Here is a 16,389-nt window from a genome sequence, read left to right on the forward strand (position 1 = left end):
GAGACAATTTTAGGTCTTCCCCAAGTATAAGTCGTGATTGAACAAATACTTGTCGCCATAAAAAGAAAGTGGCACTTAAAGTGCCACTTCTCGCTAAAAAAATAAACCCCGCGGGGATTATGCTTTCAGAAGTTTTGCAATGTGCGCTTTTAACACGTCAATGGCGATACGGTTTTTACCGCCACGAGGCACAATGATGTCCGCATATTGTTTAGAAGGCTCAATGAACTGCATAAACATCGGACGAACCGTTTTCTGATATTGCTTCAAAACGGAATCCATCGTACGACCACGCTCTTCCACATCACGCTTCACGCGGCGCAGCAAACAGATATCAAGCGGCGTGTCCATAAAGACCGTCGCATGCATCAAATCGCGCAGACGCGGGTCCGTCAGGAGCAGAATGCCTTCAAGGATGATGACTTTCTTTGGGGTTAACGTGGTGGTTTTATCTAGGCGGGTATGCTCAGTATAACTGTACTCAGGGACTTCCACCGCTTCACCGCGGGTCAACTGTTCTAGATGGTCACAAAGCAAGTCATGGTCTAGCGCACTTGGGTGGTCATAATTGGTTTTTACACGCTCTTCCATGCTTAGGTGGCTTTGATCGTTGTAGTAGCTATCTTCCGTAATCACACCAATTTGATGATCGCCCACCTTCTCACGCAACTCACGGTAAATCGTACTTGCGATTAAACTTTTCCCAGAAGCAGACGCGCCAGCAATACCGACGATCACACATTGATTATTCTCAGACATTATTCTTGCACTCGATGTTTGAATTGGTGTCATATTCACTAATATTAGCAAGTGTGCAAATAGACGCATGCATATCAGTGTAAATTGGTTAAACCGCCTGATTATAGGGAGAAGCGCGGTTTGTTGCTAGTCACACTTAGCAACAAAACCGCATTTGAAGAGAGAAAAACGCAAGCAATCGATTACACCGAGTGAGGGTTACTCGACCATGGTGAATTGGATTGCCGCAGGGCGCTCCTCACCTTGCCAATACATGCGCGCAGTGATCGCTTCGGCAAGGGTAAGGTAGATTTGACTGTGCTCTGAGTCTGGCCTTGCCGCCACCGTAGGCACGCCTTGATCGATGTCTTCACGCATCGCAATATGCAGCGGCACTTGAGCGAGCAGATCCAACCCATATTCTTGTGCCATTTTCTCTGCGCCGCCTGCGCCAAAGATGTGCTCACGCTCACCGCAATGAGAACAGATATGGTAGCTCATGTTCTCGACCAAGCCGACAACTGGCACCTCTACTTTATTGAACATCGCCGCGCCTTTACGTGCATCGGCGAGCGCCAAATCTTGCGGTGTGGTGACAATCAAAGCACTGGTGACGGGGATTTGCTGCGCCAGCGTCAGTTGAATATCCCCCGTACCCGGCGGCATATCGACCACTAAATAGTCCAAATCTGGCCATTCGGTCTCATTCAACAGCTGAGCTAACGCCTTAGAGGCCATCGGCCCACGCCAAATCGCGGCTTCGTCTTTGGAGACCAGATAACCGATAGATTGCGTCACAATGCCGTGCGCCTTGATAGGTTGCATCCACTTGTTGTCTCTCACTTGTGGCTTCGCGTCTTGCTGACCAATCATCATCGGCACCGATGGCCCATAAATATCCGCATCCAACAAACCGACGTTGGCACCTGTTGCGGCGAGCGCCAACGCCAAGTTGACCGACGTTGTCGATTTTCCCACACCGCCTTTGGCTGAGGTTACGGCAAGGATATTTTTCACGCCTTTCACTTCCGCGCTCACATGAGTGCTGAGCGGTTTCACTTCGATTTGGATAGAATACGGGAAACGCTGGATTTGACCGCGCTCTATCTGACCTTCAATCCAAGTATTGAGTTCACTAGGCAAAGAGCGCGAAGAAAACGGCAGTCGAATCTGACATTGGTCGGCGGCGACATGAACGAGATGTGGCGTTGAGGCCCAATCGGCCACAAGCTGTGGATGTTGAAACTGATTAAGCCAGTCGCATAGCGCTTGCTTGGAAGTAAACTGCTGCATGAATGCTCCTTGTTATAAGACCCACTGAACTGGCAGAAGGCGCGCAGAAAACACACGCTCTTTGTACAGAAGGATAGCACTGCCCATGCTATCACTCCCGAGGTCCTGACAGAACCCTGAAAAAACTGGGTGTTTGAGCAACTAGATACCTTGGAGTCACTGGTGGGATAAGGTAGTATTACCGTCTATTTTTTCCTACACCTTAAGAAGCGAATATTAAGTATGGCAAACGATCCAAGAACCCTTGATCCAAGGAAACTGCTGGTAACTTGTGCCCTTCCGTACGCTAACGGTTCGATTCACCTAGGTCACATGCTTGAGCACATTCAAGCCGATATCTGGGTACGCTACCAACGCCTACGTGGCAACACTGTAAACTTCATCTGTGCTGACGATGCTCACGGCACGCCAATCATGCTAAAAGCACAACAGATGGGGATAACACCAGAAGAGATGATCGCTGCCGTAAGTGAAGAGCACCAAAAAGACTTCGCTGGCTTCGATATTAGCTTTGATAACTACCACAGCACACACTCAGAAGAGAACCGTGAGCTAGCGTCACACATCTACTTAGAGCTAAAGAAAAACGGCTTTATTTCTAGCCGTACCATTTCTCAACTGTTTGACCCTGAGAAAGAGATGTTCCTTCCGGACCGTTTCGTAAAAGGGACCTGTCCGAAGTGTAAATCCGAAGACCAGTACGGAGATAACTGTGACAACTGTGGCGAAACCTACAGCCCAACGGAACTGATTGATCCTAAATCAGCGGTCTCAGGCGCGACGCCCATCATGAAAGATTCTGAGCACTTCTTCTTCGACTTGCCTCAGTTCGAAAGCATGCTGAAAGAGTGGACACGTTCTGGTTCTCTTCAAGCTGAAACCGCCAACAAGATGCAAGAATGGTTTGAGTCAGGCCTGCAGCAGTGGGATATTTCACGTGACGCCCCTTACTTTGGCTTCGAGATCCCAGGTGAAAAGGACAAGTTCTTTTATGTTTGGCTAGATGCGCCAATTGGCTACATGGGCTCGTTCAAAAACCTGTGTGACAAGCGTGATGATCTCGACTTCGACGAGTACTGGAAAAAAGACAGCACAACAGAGCTTTACCACTTTATCGGTAAAGACATTGTTTACTTCCACTCTCTGTTTTGGCCAGCGATGCTTGAAGGCAGCGGTTTCCGCAAACCAGACAACGTATTCGTCCACGGCTATGTAACGGTTAACGGCGCGAAGATGTCTAAGTCTAAAGGCACCTTCATCAAAGCAGCCACTTACCTAGATCACCTAGATCCAGAGTGCCTACGTTACTACTACGCGGCGAAGCTCAACAGCCGCATCGATGACCTCGACCTCAACCTTGAAGACTTCACTCAGCGCGTGAACGCTGACGTCGTGAACAAGATTGTTAACCTAGCATCACGTAACGCAGGCTTCATCAGTAAGCGCTTTGACGGCAAGCTTTCAGCACAGTTTGTAGAGCCAGAACTATACAACGAGTTCGCAACAGCGGCTTCTCGCATCGCAGAGCTTTATGAGAGCCGTGAATTTGGTCGCGCAATCCGCGAAATCACGGCCCTTGCTGACAAAGCAAACCAATACGTCGATGAGAAAGCGCCGTGGGTGATTGCGAAAGAAGAAGGTAAAGACCAAGAGCTGCAAGACATCTGCTCTGTGGGTATCAACCTATTCCGCGTATTGATGACATACCTAAAACCTGTGATGCCTGCGCTCGCTGCACGCACTGAAGCCTTCCTAAACGAAGAGCTGACATGGGAAGGGGTCGCGTCACCACTGACCGATCACGAAATCACTAAGTTCAAAGCGCTGTTCAATCGCATTGATCCGAAGAAAGTGGAAGCGATGGTGGAAGCGTCTAAAGAAGATGCGGCAGCCGAAGTGGCAGCGAAGGAAGCAGCAGAAGCGGCTAAGCACCAAGCGAGCCAAACTGAGCTGGATAAAGATCCTATCGCCGATGAGATTGAATTTGATGCATTCGCCGCAGTGGACATGCGTATCGCTCGTATCATCTCTTGTGAAGAAGTGCCAAAAGCCAACAAACTGCTTAAGTTCCAACTCGATATCGGCGGTGAAACTCGTCAAGTCTTCTCTGGTATTAAGTCTGCTTACAAACCCGAAGAGCTTGAAGGCAAACTCACCGTGATGGTTGCGAACCTTAAGCCGCGTAAGATGAAATTTGGTATGTCGGAAGGCATGATCCTAGCAGCAGGCCCTGGTGGCAGCGAGCTATGGATTCTTGAGCCTCATGAAGGCGCACAGCCAGGTATGCGCGTGATGTAATCACCAGGCTCATATCACTCATCCCCGCGTGACACCGTCCGCGGGGATTTTTTGTGCCCTCAATCACAATATTAGGGCTTACTTTGCACCAAAACCGTTCAACCCCTTCGCCCTACAGAATATAACCCACTGTATTTAAACAACTTATAAGTTGGCACTGTTCCTGCTCTACCCACTTAGTAGTAGGCGAGTACAAGGAGTACGTTATGTTTGTGTTGATCTCAGTGGTTCTATCGATAGCCGTATTGGCTGTCATGCTTTACTTCTCTAAAAAGCGTCAAAGCACTTTAGAGCGCAAGTTTGAAACACTGGTCTTGCTGCGACAGGTGATGTTGCTTAGCCGCAAACATCGTAGCGCGACCCACTTGGCGTTAACCAAGGAGGTGACGGATAGTGAGCTGGAAGAAATTGAAGCGCTCTACGATCAAATGGTCGATATCACCAATGGCTTGGTGGCCAACGCGCCCTTTGACAACAAACCCATGTACCGAATTTTCCAATTAAAACTCAAAGGCATGCATAAAGAGTGGCAAGACAGAACCGTGATTCGCAACCAAGTCATCCACGGTAAAACCATTCGTCACTGCATGTTCTTGATGGATGAAGTCGCGATTGCATGGTTGATTGAGTCTGAGCGTGAAGATCTCAGTGATGAGTACCACATGAACTGGCAACAAATCCTCGACAGTATGGAAGTGCTGACTCAACTGCGTTTGTGCATTCCAGAAATCGATACTATTGATGGTCGCTTGCGCGTTAAATACTATTGCGACAAAACACGTCGTAAACTTAACCAACTGTCGATCATCAGTCCATTGAGTGTTGCCTCACCAGCCAGCAGTGCCGCGATGCGTGACCTGACTGAAATCGCCATCAGCGAAGAGCTAGATTGGACAGAAGAAGCCTTGTATGAACTGACCAGTGACGTGTCTGCGGTCATCTCGCAAGTCTATGACCAAGTGTTATCGGACATGACGGAAACGCTCTACCTGCCACTTCCTCGAGTAGCGATAGCGTGAACGGCTAACGATACACGTTTTAGCAAAATCTATTGTTGCCAATCTATTGTAAAAAAATAAAAACGGCCAGGTGATAAGACCTGGCCGTTTTCATCATTGTTTGCTCAACGCGAATATGCGCTAAAGAACTCTGATACTTAGAGCTTTGTTACTTAGAGCATTTTGCGCGCCGCTTCGACGACAACTTTAATCGAGCGTGCTTCGGTTTCTTTTAGCGTAGAGTGATCAGGGATCTCTTTTTGAGTTCGGTTGATGATGACACCCGCCACACAACCTGCTTTTAGGCCAGAGCTTGCACACATCGTCAATAAGGTCGCTGACTCCATCTCGAAGTTCAGTACGCCCATATCTTGCCACTCTTTCATCGAGCCTTGGAAACGTTTCACCACGCGACCTGAAAAGGTATCGTAACGCTCTTGACCAGGGTAGAAGGTATCACTGGAAGCCGTGACACCCATGTGAACCGTTGCACCTGTCTCTTCTACCGCCGCTTTCATCGCTGTTGCCACATCAAAATCAGCCACCGCTGGGAACTCCATAGGCGCGAAATGCAGACTGGCACCATCGAGACGCACAGAGCCGGTTGAAACAATCATATCGCCAACATTCACATGCGGTTGGATTGCACCAGTGGTACCAACACGTAGGAAGGTACGCACACCACACTGCGCTAACTCTTCAACCGCAATAGAAGTCGATGGGCCACCAATACCGGTGGAACACACAACAACAGGCTTGCCCTCTAATTCAGCGCGGTACAGCGTGTATTCACGGTGACTGGCGAGAAAGACGGGATTATCCATCTCTTCAGCAATTTTTTGCACACGTGCAGGATCGCCAGGGATGATCGCGAGTGTCGCACCAGCAAGATCGTCTTTCGTAACACCAAGGTGGAAAACAGCTTGAGACATAGGGGAGGCTCCTTATAGTGACAGGCTCATCGAATGAGTGGCGGCCTGTTCTTACATTTGTTTGGGTACCCGGCTACTCTAACCAAGTCAGCAATAATATAGAGTGATTTAGATCACACATAACAAAGCAACAAAACATTCAATTTCACAATAAACCGTTTTGCATCACACTTTAATACGCAATATCGTCAATTTTGCACATAAAACCGCCGTTTGATCTCACGTTTTCTCATCGCTACATCCATCACCCCGAGGTCGACAGCGATGCCTCCGAGAGCGAAATAAACGACGAGACGTAGATTAGACCGGATGCTTAAAGCAATCGTTGATGGTTTTACCGATCGCGCGTAACACATCTCTTCTCGTGATGATCCCAACCAATCGACCATTATCAATGACAGGGTAGACCTTGGGCTTACCGACCTTCATCATATCCGCTAACTCGATAATAGAGGTCTCAGGGGTCACTGAAAGTACCTCCTTGCTCATACAGTCCGATACGATATGGGTATCTTGGCAGTAGTAACTCACCTTGATGAGTTTATCCAACAGGTCTTGACCCGATAGAAAACCAATCACTTTTTTGCTCTCGTCAATCACGGGCCCACCGAGATAATTCGAGTTCATCACCTTTTCAAGCGCCGCACTCAACGACATATTGGGGGTAAATGTCACCGCTTGTAACGTCATATAGTCTCTGACCTTTAATGATTCCATCTGCGTCTCCTTGTCCGTGCTCTGGGCGGGTCATACTATATATTGTCGTCTAATTTCTTGATTTCACAAATGGCGCTGCGCATTTTTCCACCGACCCTCAACTTAATGACTAAACTGTAATTAGTGATAGCGATGGAGAGGTATGAGCCCGTGAACTCAACGTTGACTGAATTGATGAAAGTGAACCCCGCGTTGATGCATACGGTGTTTGCCTCTTTGCCTGAGCCGACCTTTTTAATCAGCAAAACGGGCGTCTATGTGGAGGCGTGGGGTGGACGCGATACGACGCGTCACCATGACCCAAGAATCATTATCGGGCTAGATCAGTACCAGGTACTCCCCGCTGATAAAGCGGTGTGGTTTAGCCAAGTGGTGGTCGATGTCATAGAGAGTCAAACCCCGGCAGAGCTGGAATACTCCCTTGACCCAAAGTCGTTGAGCTGTTTTAACGAGGTGGAAGGGCCAAAAGATCGACAGTTTTTTAATGCGTTGGTGATCCCCCTCCCCGATACGGAGTTTGTCCTCTGGACGGTTCGCAACATCACCGAGCACCAAAATGCGCTAGAAAGGTTGGCAAAGCAGCAGCTTGAATTGGAAAAAATTACCCATCTTGACCATTTGACTAAGGTCTACAACCGCTACGCCTTGGATGTGATGGTCCCGGATGTCTTAGAGCTGGCCTATCTTAACCAAACCGGATGTGCGCTGCTGATGATCGATCTTGATTGTTTTAAACAATACAACGATCGCTATGGCCATTTGAAAGGCGATGATGTGCTTGAATCACTGGGGGCAACGCTGATGAACTGGTGCAGTGCGCACGACCTCTGTTTTCGCTATGGTGGTGATGAGTTTCTGATTGTGTGTCCCAACATCAGGGAGAGTGAGTGTTTCGAGCGTGCAGAGCAATTGCGAGATCAGGTTAACGCTCTAGCGATTGAGCATCTATCTTCAACCGTAAGCAATTGTGTGTCGATTACGATTGGCATCCATTATTGCCCGCACATTCCCCACCCGATGAGCACTGAGCGTCTAGTCGCTGTCGCAGACAAAGCGCTGTTCTTTGCCAAAAAACAGCGCCGGGGTACGATTCATCAAATCAATCAGTGGTAGAGCAAGGCATCCACTAGGGTTGTTGCCAGCGCTGTGCGGCTTGCGCATCGGACTCACGCGATTCCACCCAGCGCGTATCGGTTGTCGTGCGCTCTTTTTTCCAAAACGGCGCTTGTGTCTTAAGGTAGTCCATCACAAATTCGCACGCTTCAAACGCGGCTTTGCGATGCGCACTCGTTACGCCGACAAACACAATTTGATCGCCAATATCAAGATCGCCAATACGGTGGATCACACGCACACAATCCAGCGGCCAACGCGCCAATGCGCTGTCGCCAATCTTTTGCAGCGATGACTCCGTCATTCCTGGGTAATGTTCAAGGGTAAGACCGATCACTTGGTCGCCCAAGTTCATGTCCCTCACCTTGCCGACAAAGGTCACCACTGCGCCAATACTGGCGTCTTTCGCCAACTGACCATACTCCTCACCGACATCAAAATCATCCGCTTGAACAGAGATACGAACCGTCATCGTTAGCCCCCAGTCACTGGTGGGAAAAAGGCCACTTCATCGCCATCTTTCAGCGGATGGGTAAGCGGCACAATCGCTTGATTCACCGCTGCGAGCAGTTTACCCGCTTCAAGTGCGAGAGACCATTTGCCCTCTTGCTGCGCAAGATGCGCACGCAATGACTCCACGGTGTCAAATTGGTCAGGGAGCGTTAATGTATCAACGCCAACCAACTCGCGCGTCTGCGCAAAAAACAATACGTTAATCATAATCCACCTTGAAATGCCCGGATTTTCCGCCCGTTTTCTCCAAAAGACGCACCGAACCGATCACTATGTCTTTTTGAACCGCTTTACACATGTCGTAGATGGTCAGCGCCGCCACTGAAGCCGCGGTCAATGCTTCCATCTCCACACCGGTCTTACCGGCGAGCTTGCACACCGACTCGATGCGCACCTGACTCTTTTCGGTCAGCGCTTCCAACTGTACTTCCACTTTGGACAGGAGCAGCGGGTGGCATAACGGAATCAAGTCCCAGGTTTTTTTCGCGGCTTGAATACCAGCAATACGAGCGGTGGCAAACACGTCACCTTTGTGATGCTCTCCAGAGAGAATCAGTTGCAGCGTCTCTGGCGCCATGTGAACAAAAGCTTCAGCGCGCGCCTCGCGCACTGTGTCTGCTTTGCTCGACACATCGACCATATTCGCTTCACCCGAAGCATTGATGTGAGTCAGTTCACTCATGCGATCCCCTTATACTGATAAGTGAGGCATAAAGTTACAAGGACGATGGCTGGCATCCAACTGCTGCTTGATGATCTTAGTCCAGCCTGTGCGACACGCGCCTGTCGAACCCGGCATGGCAAAAATCACGGTGTGATTGGCAAAGCCAGCAATGGCGCGTGACTGAATCGTTGAAGTGCCGATTTCTTCAAAAGAGACCATGCGAAATAGCTCGCCAAACCCTTCCACTTCTTTATCAAATAAAGGCTTCAGTGCTTCAGGCGTACTGTCGCGAGAAGTAAACCCCGTACCGCCAGTGATCATCACCGCTTGGATTGACTCATCCGCAATCCACTGAGAGACGATGGCACGAATCTTATACATGTCATCAATCACAATTTGTTTATCGACCACCTGGTGTCCTGCCTCTTGAGCTTGCTCGACCAAGTAGCGTCCCGAGGTATCGTTTTCTTCGTTACGGGTATCCGACACGGTTAACACTGCGATTGTCGCCGGTTGAAATTTGCTTTCTGCGTGACCCATTTGTTCACCTTTCACATAATTTACGTTGTTATTTTTTCCATCACGAGTGTCCCCCGTGATCACAATTTCGCTTTCGTCACTCTGACGTGGCTATCCACCGATAGAGGCTAAATGAGGTGTAGCACCTGAGTTTCCATCATGAAGAAAGTGACTGACGGATTTGGTTTGAAGTGCTTGCTGAATACGCGACGTCAGCGCCGCTTGTTGACCATCACTTTGGAGCAAATCTCGCAGATCCACCCCCTCTTCACCAAACAGACATAAGTGCAATTTTCCGATTGCCGAGACTCGTAGACGATTGCAACTTTGGCAAAAATCCTTCTCGTAAGGCATGATCAAACCAATTTCACCTTGGTATTCTGGGTGAATAAACACCTGAGCCGGGCCATCGTTACTGGCCCGAGCCTTGAGCAGCCAGCCGTTGGCAATAAGCTGATTGCGAATCGCCACACCGGAGACATGATGTCGTTGAAACAGCTCATCCATCTCACCCGTTTGCATCAGTTCAATGAAACGTAACTGGATTGGCCGGTCTTTTATCCAAGCGAGAAACGCCGGCAGTTCTTGCGCATTGAGATCTTTCATCAACACGACGTTCACTTTGATCTGCGAATACCCCACTTCAAACGCTTTATCAATGCCCGCCATGACTTGGGTAAATTTGTTCTCACCGGTGATCTGGTGGAACATGCGCGAGTCAAGGCTATCGACGCTAACGTTAATGTGAGTTAACCCAGCTTGCTTCCACTGTTCAACCTGCTTCTCCATCCGGTAGCCATTGGTCGTAGTGGCGACTTTCTTGATGCCCGGCGTACTTGAGACGGTATGAATGATATCCGTGAAGTCTTTACGTAAGCTGGGCTCTCCGCCTGTGATGCGCACCTTGTTAGTGCCGCACTCGGCGAACGCATTGACGACCCGTTGGATCTCTTCTATCGATAAAAAAGACGAGCTACGACGCCCCGCAGGTTGATAACCATCAGGCAAGCAGTAGGTACATTTGAAGTTACAGACATCTGTAACAGAGAGACGCAAGTAGTAAAACTTGCGTTGAAAACTATCTTCGAATTGTTGCGCCACGAAACACCTTTCCAAACACGGGAGGCATGACCATTTCCAATCAAGCCCTTGTGACCTTATGTCACTGGCTTAGCGCGCTTATTCTCTTGTTGAAAACTTAGCCCGATAAGCTCGGAGTTATGGCAACCGGTTCCGTTTTGAACCAGCAGCTAAGCGATAAAATACTTAAAATTTGTGGGCCTTTCTACCTTTGGCGTAAAAAAACCGAATCTCGCGCCCAAAATACCCACTATTGAGTACTTGCGGCGCCTCGATTACTCTACATTGTAGTTCATAGTGATAATAACAATGACACACACATGACGTTATACAATACAAAAAAAGTGGTCGCAGTTGGCGGCGGTCACGGTCTAGGGCGCATGTTGGCGGCTCTAAAAGATTTCGGTAGTAACGCCACGGGGATCGTGGCGACGACAGATAACGGTGGCTCAACTGGGCGCATTCGCCACTGCCAAGGCGGCATTGCCTGGGGCGACACTCGTAACTGTATCAACCAATTGATCACCGAACCCTCCATCAGCTCAATGATGTTCGAATATCGCTTCAAAGGCGCGGGAGAGCTCGATGGTCATAACCTTGGCAATCTTATGCTCACGGCACTGGATAACCTGTCCGTGCGCCCACTGGAGGCGACCAATCTCATTCGCAATATGCTTAAAGTGGATGTCAATATCATCCCCATGTCAGAGCACCCTTCTGACTTGAAAGCCCTTGCACCTAACGGACGCTGGGTCACCGGTGAAACCAGTGTCGATGAAATGCCAGATAAGTTGATTCGTTTAGACTTAGAGCCAGAGGTACCGGCGACGAAAGAGGGCGTCCTCGCTATTGAACAGGCAGATGCAATCATACTTGGCCCTGGCAGTTTTCTGACCAGTATTATGCCCCCGCTGCTGCTGCCTGAATTAAGTAAAGCCATCGCGCTCAATCGCAAAGCGACACTGATTTTCGTCGAAAACTTATCCAAGGAGCATGGTCCTGCGGGGAAAATGTCCTTAAGGGAAAAACTCGAATGGTGTGAACGCGCATGCCAAGGGCGTAGGATTGATGTGGTGCTCGGTGATACGCCTCACCCTGAGCTCAGCGAGTGGAACTGTGTGACGACGCACCTTGCCTCACCCAATCGCGACTGGCGTCACGACCGAGTGAAATTGCAGAGCGCCATTGAACACTTAATTGACCAATAACGAGTGGTAACTTTGCTTGGTCTCGTGCAGCAGAGCAATCATGGCATGCTTTGATTGCTCTACGTCTAACTCCGCCCCGGTTTTGACTTTGGTATCTATTTGCGTAGAGAGATGGCACAGGGCATCGGCGCCAAAACTGGCGGCGCTGCTTTTCAACGCGTGGCTGATCTCTTTAAGGTACTCTAACACGTCCGTTGCACCGTCATCAGAGAGATGCTCAATGTAACTGCTCAGTTCCCCTAAAAAGATGTCTAATAGCACGGGGACATTCTCTTGGCCGATTTCATCGGCCAACTTATCGACTTTAGCCTGATTCAAAACAGGTTCCATTAGCTTTCCTTAGCGTTCCACGCTTGTAATTTTCGATAGAGCGTTGACGGGCTGACATCCAAATACCCTGCGGCCTTCGGGATATTGCCATCACATGCGGCGATCGCCTGCTCAATGGCGTTTTTCTCAGTCAACCATAACGGAAAAATCTCATGCACTGAAATCGTCTCCGGTTGCGGTAAAGAGACTCGGATTTCATTGGTCGCCGGTTGGTTTAGCGGCGGCGGCAACATGTCTAAGGTGATCTCGCGGCCATTATTAAGCACAACGACGTTCCGTAACACGTTTTGCAGCTGACGCACATTGCCCGGCCACTCATAACGTTTAAAACGTTCGACCACATCCGGTGCCAGACGAACAAAGTCTTTCCCTTCCTCATTAGACATGAAACCCAACAGCGAGTAGGCAATCTCTATAATATCTTCGCCACGCTCACGCAGTGGCGGGAGATGCAATGGGATCACATACAGGCGATAGTACAAATCTTCCCGAAAACGCCCTTCTTCCACTTCTTTCCAAGGATCTCGGTTAGTTGCACATACAAAACGCACGTCTACACTTTTCATTTTAGACGACCCGACTTTCTGGAAAGTACCGGTCTGGATAAAACGCAGCAATTTGGTTTGCAAGTCTAGATCCATCTCACACAGCTCGTCCAAAAAGAGTGTGCCACCATCAGCCAACTCTGCGGCGCCCTGCCTGTCGGTTGATGCGCCGGTAAACGCCCCTTTCACGTGGCCAAACAGCTCACTCTCAATCAAATCCTTAGGAATCGCCGCACAGTTGATCGCAATAAAGGGCTTATCGCCACGTTTACTGGTGGCATGAATAGCCTCGGCGCACACTTCTTTACCTGTGCCACTCTCACCAGTGATAAAAATACTCGCTTTACTGGTTGCGGCGGAGTCTATGGTGCGATAGACCGCTTGCATGGTTTGGCTACTGCCGATAAACCCTTGATAACTCTGATTTCCCGGGTTATCGGCTTCGTTTTTCAACTTAGTGGCTTTACGAATCGCGTTGTTCACGGTTACGCGCAGGCGATCGGCTTCACACGGCTTAATCATGAAATCTTGCGCGCCAAGACGCATCGCTTCTACCGCGCTATCAATCGAGCCGTGGGCAGTCATAAAGATAACAGGGACATCCGGATCTTTCGCTTTCACCGCGGTTAATACGTCCATCCCCGTCATATCGGGAAGTCTTAAGTCGAGTAGGATGAGATCCGGTGTGCGAAAATTGAGGCTCTCAATCGCATCACGCCCAGTGCCGACGATATTGATGTCTATCCCCAGCGGCGTGAGATACGAGCGATAGAGCGCCGCAACGGACGCCGTATCTTCTACCATGAGTAGGTATTTGGATTTTTGAGTATTCATTGCCTAGCCGTCTATTTTTATTTTGCATTCGACTAAATGATTGCATTGCGCATTGCATTTTGCAAATTTATCACCTAAAAAGCGCGTAATTGAATGAAAATCACGCTTTAAAAGTTGGCACGCTAGATGCAACAAACACTGTGACCCTCATGGGTCACCTAGCCAACTGACGTTGTTAGTGAACAAAGTATTCACAAGAATAGCCAATAGAACTGATTTCTGTTGGCTTTTTTTTGTCTTGTGATCTGGGATTAGCTGTTGGCAATAAATTGCTGCCTCAGCTTGTCAATTTGGTCACGCTTCTCAGCAGCAAGCTCAAATTCCAACTCTTGCGCATGACGATACATTTGCGCTTCGAGCTGACTGATCGCTTTCTCTAACTCTTGTGGGCTCATATTGCCATAGGATTGAGACAACTCGGCGACTTTGGACAAAGGCACGGCGTTTTGATTCTTCTGACGCTTCGACTTCGTGATATCACCTAGCTCCATAATATCTTTGATATTACGTTTTAATGCTTGTGGCTCTATGCCCATTTTCTCGTTGTAAGCTTGCTGTTTCTCGCGACGTCGATTCGTCTCGTCCATCGCTTTCTTCATCGACTTGGTGATGGTGTCCGCGTACAGAATCGCTCGACCCTCAATGTTTCGCGCCGCGCGGCCTATGGTCTGAATCAAGGAACGTTCTGAACGCAAGAAGCCTTCTTTATCTGCGTCTAAAATCGCTACGAGAGAGACCTCAGGCATATCGAGTCCTTCTCGCAACAGGTTAATACCCACTAGGACGTCAAACTCACCAAGTCTCAGATCGCGAATGATCTCGACCCGCTCCACCGTATCGATGTCTGAGTGTAAATAACGCACTTTGACGTCATGCTCGGTCAAGTACTCAGTGAGATCCTCCGCCATTCGCTTGGTCAGCGTCGTGACTAACACACGCTCATCTTTCGCCGCTCGAATACGAATTTCTGACAGTAGATCATCTACCTGAGTCGCCACGGGGCGCACTTCAAGTTGTGGGTCAAGCAAACCCGTCGGCCTAACGACCTGATCGGCGATCTCCCCATCCGATTTCTCTAGCTCATAATTACCTGGCGTCGCTGAAACAAAAATGGTTTGCGGTGCCAATGATTCAAACTCTTCAAACTTCAACGGACGATTATCGAGCGCCGACGGCAGACGAAAACCAAACTCCACTAAGGTCTCTTTTCGTGAGCGATCCCCTTTGAACATCGCGCCGATTTGCGGAACTGTAACGTGCGATTCATCAATCACCAACAAGCCATCGTGCGGTAGATAGTCAAACAAGGTCGGCGGCGGCTCTCCCTCATTTCGACCACTGAGGTAGCGGGAGTAGTTTTCAATCCCCGAGCAAAAACCCAACTCGTTCATCATCTCTATATCAAACTGAGTACGCTGGGAGATCCTCTGCTCTTCAAGCAATTTGTTGTTTTCCAGCAACGTTTTTTTACGCCCTTCCAACTCTACCTTGATTTTTTCTATCGCATCTAAAATACGATCTCGAGGGGTAACGTAGTGCGTTTTTGGATAAATGGTAAATCGCGGTAGGTCTCGCTGTTTCACCACACCCGTGAGCGGGTCAAACACGCTGATGCAATCTATCTCATCATCAAACATCTCAATCCGTACCGCATCTTGATCCGATTCAGCCGGAAAGATGTCGATCACCTCTCCACGCACTCGAAATTGGCCGCGCTCGAACGCCACGTCGTTGCGGCTGTATTGCAATTCGGCCAAACGACGTAGGATATCACGTTGGTCCATCACATCGCCGCGACGGATGTGCAACATCATTTGCAAATAGGATTCAGGATCGCCCAAACCATAGATCGCAGACACCGACGCGACGATGATGGCATCTTTACGCTCAAGTAGCGCTTTGGTGGCCGACAGGCGCATTTGCTCTATGTGCGAGTTAACCGAGGCGTCCTTTTCAATAAAGGTGTCGGTGGTGGGTACGTAGGCTTCAGGCTGATAGTAATCGTAGTAAGAGACGAAATACTCAACAGCATTATTAGGGAAAAACGACTTCATCTCTCCGTACAGCTGCGCAGCCAGTGTTTTATTCGGTGCAAGTAGAATGGCTGGCCTTTGTGCTTGAGCAATCACATTCGCCAGTGTGAACGTCTTGCCAGAGCCCGTAACACCGAGCAGTGTTTGATGGGCAAGCCCTGCATCAAGGCCCTCGAGTAACTGCTTGATCGCGGTTGGCTGATCCCCTGATGGCTGATAGTCTGAGACCAGATCAAATACTTTATTCATACGCATGTACACCGTGAGACAATTTGGTCTATTTTGGCTGTATAGATATACAGACTCAATAGGCGAGAGAAAAATAAATTACCGATTTTTCTTATCTGTAGAATTTACTCTAGATCATCATATTCATTCCTGTTAATATTCCTCCCCCTAAAGGAAATCTACTCCTAAAATCCCTCTCTTTTACTCCACAGCTTACTCACATTTCAAGCTAGTTTGTTACATTCTATTTTTGTTATGCACAGGCTAAGATCTCGCCGTTTCTCAGGCATTTTCTCGATTATCATCTGATAGAACAAGGTGTTGTAACCCAAACTCTTCACGTTAC

The 16,389-nt window shown here is 48.9% G+C and carries 16 protein-coding genes and 1 riboswitch; of the genes, 4 read left to right on the forward strand and 12 right to left on the reverse strand.

The features are described from left to right. Positions 1–117: 117 nt before the first annotated feature. Complete coding sequence (gene udk, locus AC6R10_RS06865) at positions 118–759, reverse strand: uridine kinase (protein ID WP_487903407.1); 642 nt, start codon at positions 757–759, stop codon at positions 118–120. 198 nt (positions 760–957) lie between these two features. After that, the gene (gene apbC / locus AC6R10_RS06870) at positions 958–2,031 is read right to left on the reverse strand and encodes an iron-sulfur cluster carrier protein ApbC (RefSeq protein ID WP_500671846.1); all 1,074 of its coding nucleotides are present in this window, start codon (positions 2,029–2,031) and stop codon (positions 958–960) included. Between the two features lie 222 nt (positions 2,032–2,253). Here apbC and metG point away from each other — a divergent pair, with 222 nt between their 5' ends. Beyond that, a complete protein-coding gene (gene metG / locus AC6R10_RS06875) occupies positions 2,254–4,329 on the forward strand; it encodes a methionine--tRNA ligase (RefSeq protein WP_500671847.1) in 2,076 nt (691 codons plus the stop codon). Positions 4,330–4,535: 206 nt separating this feature from the next. Then, a complete protein-coding gene (locus AC6R10_RS06880) occupies positions 4,536–5,348 on the forward strand; it encodes a hypothetical protein (RefSeq protein WP_334552717.1) in 813 nt (270 codons plus the stop codon). Between the two features lie 152 nt (positions 5,349–5,500). On the opposite strand, the gene udp is transcribed toward AC6R10_RS06880, so the two are convergent. Next, positions 5,501–6,259, reverse strand: a complete 759-nt coding sequence (udp, locus tag AC6R10_RS06885) for a uridine phosphorylase (protein ID WP_334552719.1) — start codon at positions 6,257–6,259, stop codon at positions 5,501–5,503. 300 nt (positions 6,260–6,559) lie between these two features. After that, complete coding sequence (locus AC6R10_RS06890; protein ID WP_334552721.1) at positions 6,560–6,976, reverse strand: CBS domain-containing protein; 417 nt, start codon at positions 6,974–6,976, stop codon at positions 6,560–6,562. A 150-nt stretch (positions 6,977–7,126) separates the two neighbouring features. On the opposite strand from AC6R10_RS06890, the gene AC6R10_RS06895 reads away from it, so the two are divergent. Then, positions 7,127–8,089 (forward strand): GGDEF domain-containing protein, encoded by a 963-nt coding sequence (locus AC6R10_RS06895; RefSeq protein ID WP_500671848.1) that lies wholly within the window; start codon positions 7,127–7,129, stop codon positions 8,087–8,089. Positions 8,090–8,102: 13 nt separating this feature from the next. On the opposite strand, the gene moaE is transcribed toward AC6R10_RS06895, so the two are convergent. From moaE to moaA, 5 genes are all read right to left on the reverse strand, one after another. After that, the gene (moaE, locus tag AC6R10_RS06900; RefSeq protein ID WP_487903401.1) at positions 8,103–8,561 is read right to left on the reverse strand and encodes a molybdopterin synthase catalytic subunit MoaE; all 459 of its coding nucleotides are present in this window, start codon (positions 8,559–8,561) and stop codon (positions 8,103–8,105) included. Between the two features lie 2 nt (positions 8,562–8,563). Then, positions 8,564–8,809 carry a molybdopterin synthase sulfur carrier subunit gene (gene moaD, locus AC6R10_RS06905; RefSeq protein WP_334552725.1) on the reverse strand — a complete coding sequence of 82 codons (246 nt, stop codon included), beginning with the start codon at positions 8,807–8,809 and terminating at the stop codon, positions 8,564–8,566. Beyond that, the gene (moaC, locus tag AC6R10_RS06910; RefSeq protein WP_334552727.1) at positions 8,802–9,284 is read right to left on the reverse strand and encodes a cyclic pyranopterin monophosphate synthase MoaC; all 483 of its coding nucleotides are present in this window, start codon (positions 9,282–9,284) and stop codon (positions 8,802–8,804) included. Before moaC ends, moaD begins: the two co-directional genes overlap by 8 nt. A gap of 9 nt (positions 9,285–9,293) precedes the next feature. Further along, positions 9,294–9,806 carry a molybdenum cofactor biosynthesis protein B gene (moaB, locus tag AC6R10_RS06915; protein WP_487903400.1) on the reverse strand — a complete coding sequence of 171 codons (513 nt, stop codon included), beginning with the start codon at positions 9,804–9,806 and terminating at the stop codon, positions 9,294–9,296. 90 nt (positions 9,807–9,896) lie between these two features. Further along, positions 9,897–10,886, reverse strand: coding sequence for a GTP 3',8-cyclase MoaA (gene moaA / locus AC6R10_RS06920; protein ID WP_500671849.1), 990 nt, complete (start codon positions 10,884–10,886; stop codon positions 9,897–9,899). After that, positions 10,875–11,015, reverse strand: a riboswitch (molybdenum cofactor riboswitch). (Overlaps the previous gene by 12 nt.) 170 nt (positions 11,016–11,185) lie before the next feature. Here moaA and AC6R10_RS06925 point away from each other — a divergent pair. After that, positions 11,186–12,073, forward strand: coding sequence for a YvcK family protein (locus AC6R10_RS06925; RefSeq protein ID WP_500671850.1), 888 nt, complete (start codon positions 11,186–11,188; stop codon positions 12,071–12,073). On the opposite strand, the gene luxU is transcribed toward AC6R10_RS06925, so the two are convergent. The 3 genes from luxU to uvrB form a co-directional block, all read right to left on the reverse strand. After that, entirely contained in the window at positions 12,059–12,403 is a 345-nt protein-coding gene (gene luxU, locus AC6R10_RS06930) for a quorum-sensing phosphorelay protein LuxU (RefSeq protein WP_334552734.1), read from the reverse strand. The genes AC6R10_RS06925 and luxU overlap by 15 nt on opposite strands. Next, complete coding sequence (gene luxO, locus AC6R10_RS06935; protein WP_334552735.1) at positions 12,403–13,782, reverse strand: quorum-sensing sigma-54 dependent transcriptional regulator LuxO; 1,380 nt, start codon at positions 13,780–13,782, stop codon at positions 12,403–12,405. Before luxO ends, luxU begins: the two co-directional genes overlap by 1 nt. Positions 13,783–14,033: 251 nt before the next feature. Continuing rightward, positions 14,034–16,064, reverse strand: coding sequence for an excinuclease ABC subunit UvrB (gene uvrB / locus AC6R10_RS06940; protein ID WP_487903397.1), 2,031 nt, complete (start codon positions 16,062–16,064; stop codon positions 14,034–14,036). Positions 16,065–16,389 lie beyond the last annotated feature (325 nt).

It is taken from the genome of Vibrio sp. R12-SG2-ISO1 (genome assembly GCF_059834045.1).

What these genes read in the sequence shown, in the direction of transcription:
- moaD (WP_334552725.1), bottom strand. Translation starts at nt 8,809, where the DNA reads ATGATTAACGTATTGTTTTTTGCGCAGACGCGCGAGTTGGTTGGCGTT.
- AC6R10_RS06880 (WP_334552717.1), top strand. Translation starts at nt 4,536, where the DNA reads ATGTTTGTGTTGATCTCAGTGGTTCTATCGATAGCCGTATTGGCTGTC.
- moaE (WP_487903401.1), bottom strand. Translation starts at nt 8,561, where the DNA reads ATGACGGTTCGTATCTCTGTTCAAGCGGATGATTTTGATGTCGGTGAG.
- uvrB (WP_487903397.1), bottom strand. Translation starts at nt 16,064, where the DNA reads ATGAATAAAGTATTTGATCTGGTCTCAGACTATCAGCCATCAGGGGAT.
- moaB (WP_487903400.1), bottom strand. Translation starts at nt 9,806, where the DNA reads ATGGGTCACGCAGAAAGCAAATTTCAACCGGCGACAATCGCAGTGTTA.
- udp (WP_334552719.1), bottom strand. Translation starts at nt 6,259, where the DNA reads ATGTCTCAAGCTGTTTTCCACCTTGGTGTTACGAAAGACGATCTTGCT.
- luxU (WP_334552734.1), bottom strand. Translation starts at nt 12,403, where the DNA reads ATGGAACCTGTTTTGAATCAGGCTAAAGTCGATAAGTTGGCCGATGAA.
- apbC (WP_500671846.1), bottom strand. Translation starts at nt 2,031, where the DNA reads ATGCAGCAGTTTACTTCCAAGCAAGCGCTATGCGACTGGCTTAATCAG.
- AC6R10_RS06890 (WP_334552721.1), bottom strand. Translation starts at nt 6,976, where the DNA reads ATGGAATCATTAAAGGTCAGAGACTATATGACGTTACAAGCGGTGACA.
- AC6R10_RS06925 (WP_500671850.1), top strand. Translation starts at nt 11,186, where the DNA reads ATGACGTTATACAATACAAAAAAAGTGGTCGCAGTTGGCGGCGGTCAC.
- luxO (WP_334552735.1), bottom strand. Translation starts at nt 13,782, where the DNA reads ATGAATACTCAAAAATCCAAATACCTACTCATGGTAGAAGATACGGCG.
- metG (WP_500671847.1), top strand. Translation starts at nt 2,254, where the DNA reads ATGGCAAACGATCCAAGAACCCTTGATCCAAGGAAACTGCTGGTAACT.
- moaC (WP_334552727.1), bottom strand. Translation starts at nt 9,284, where the DNA reads ATGAGTGAACTGACTCACATCAATGCTTCGGGTGAAGCGAATATGGTC.
- udk (WP_487903407.1), bottom strand. Translation starts at nt 759, where the DNA reads ATGTCTGAGAATAATCAATGTGTGATCGTCGGTATTGCTGGCGCGTCT.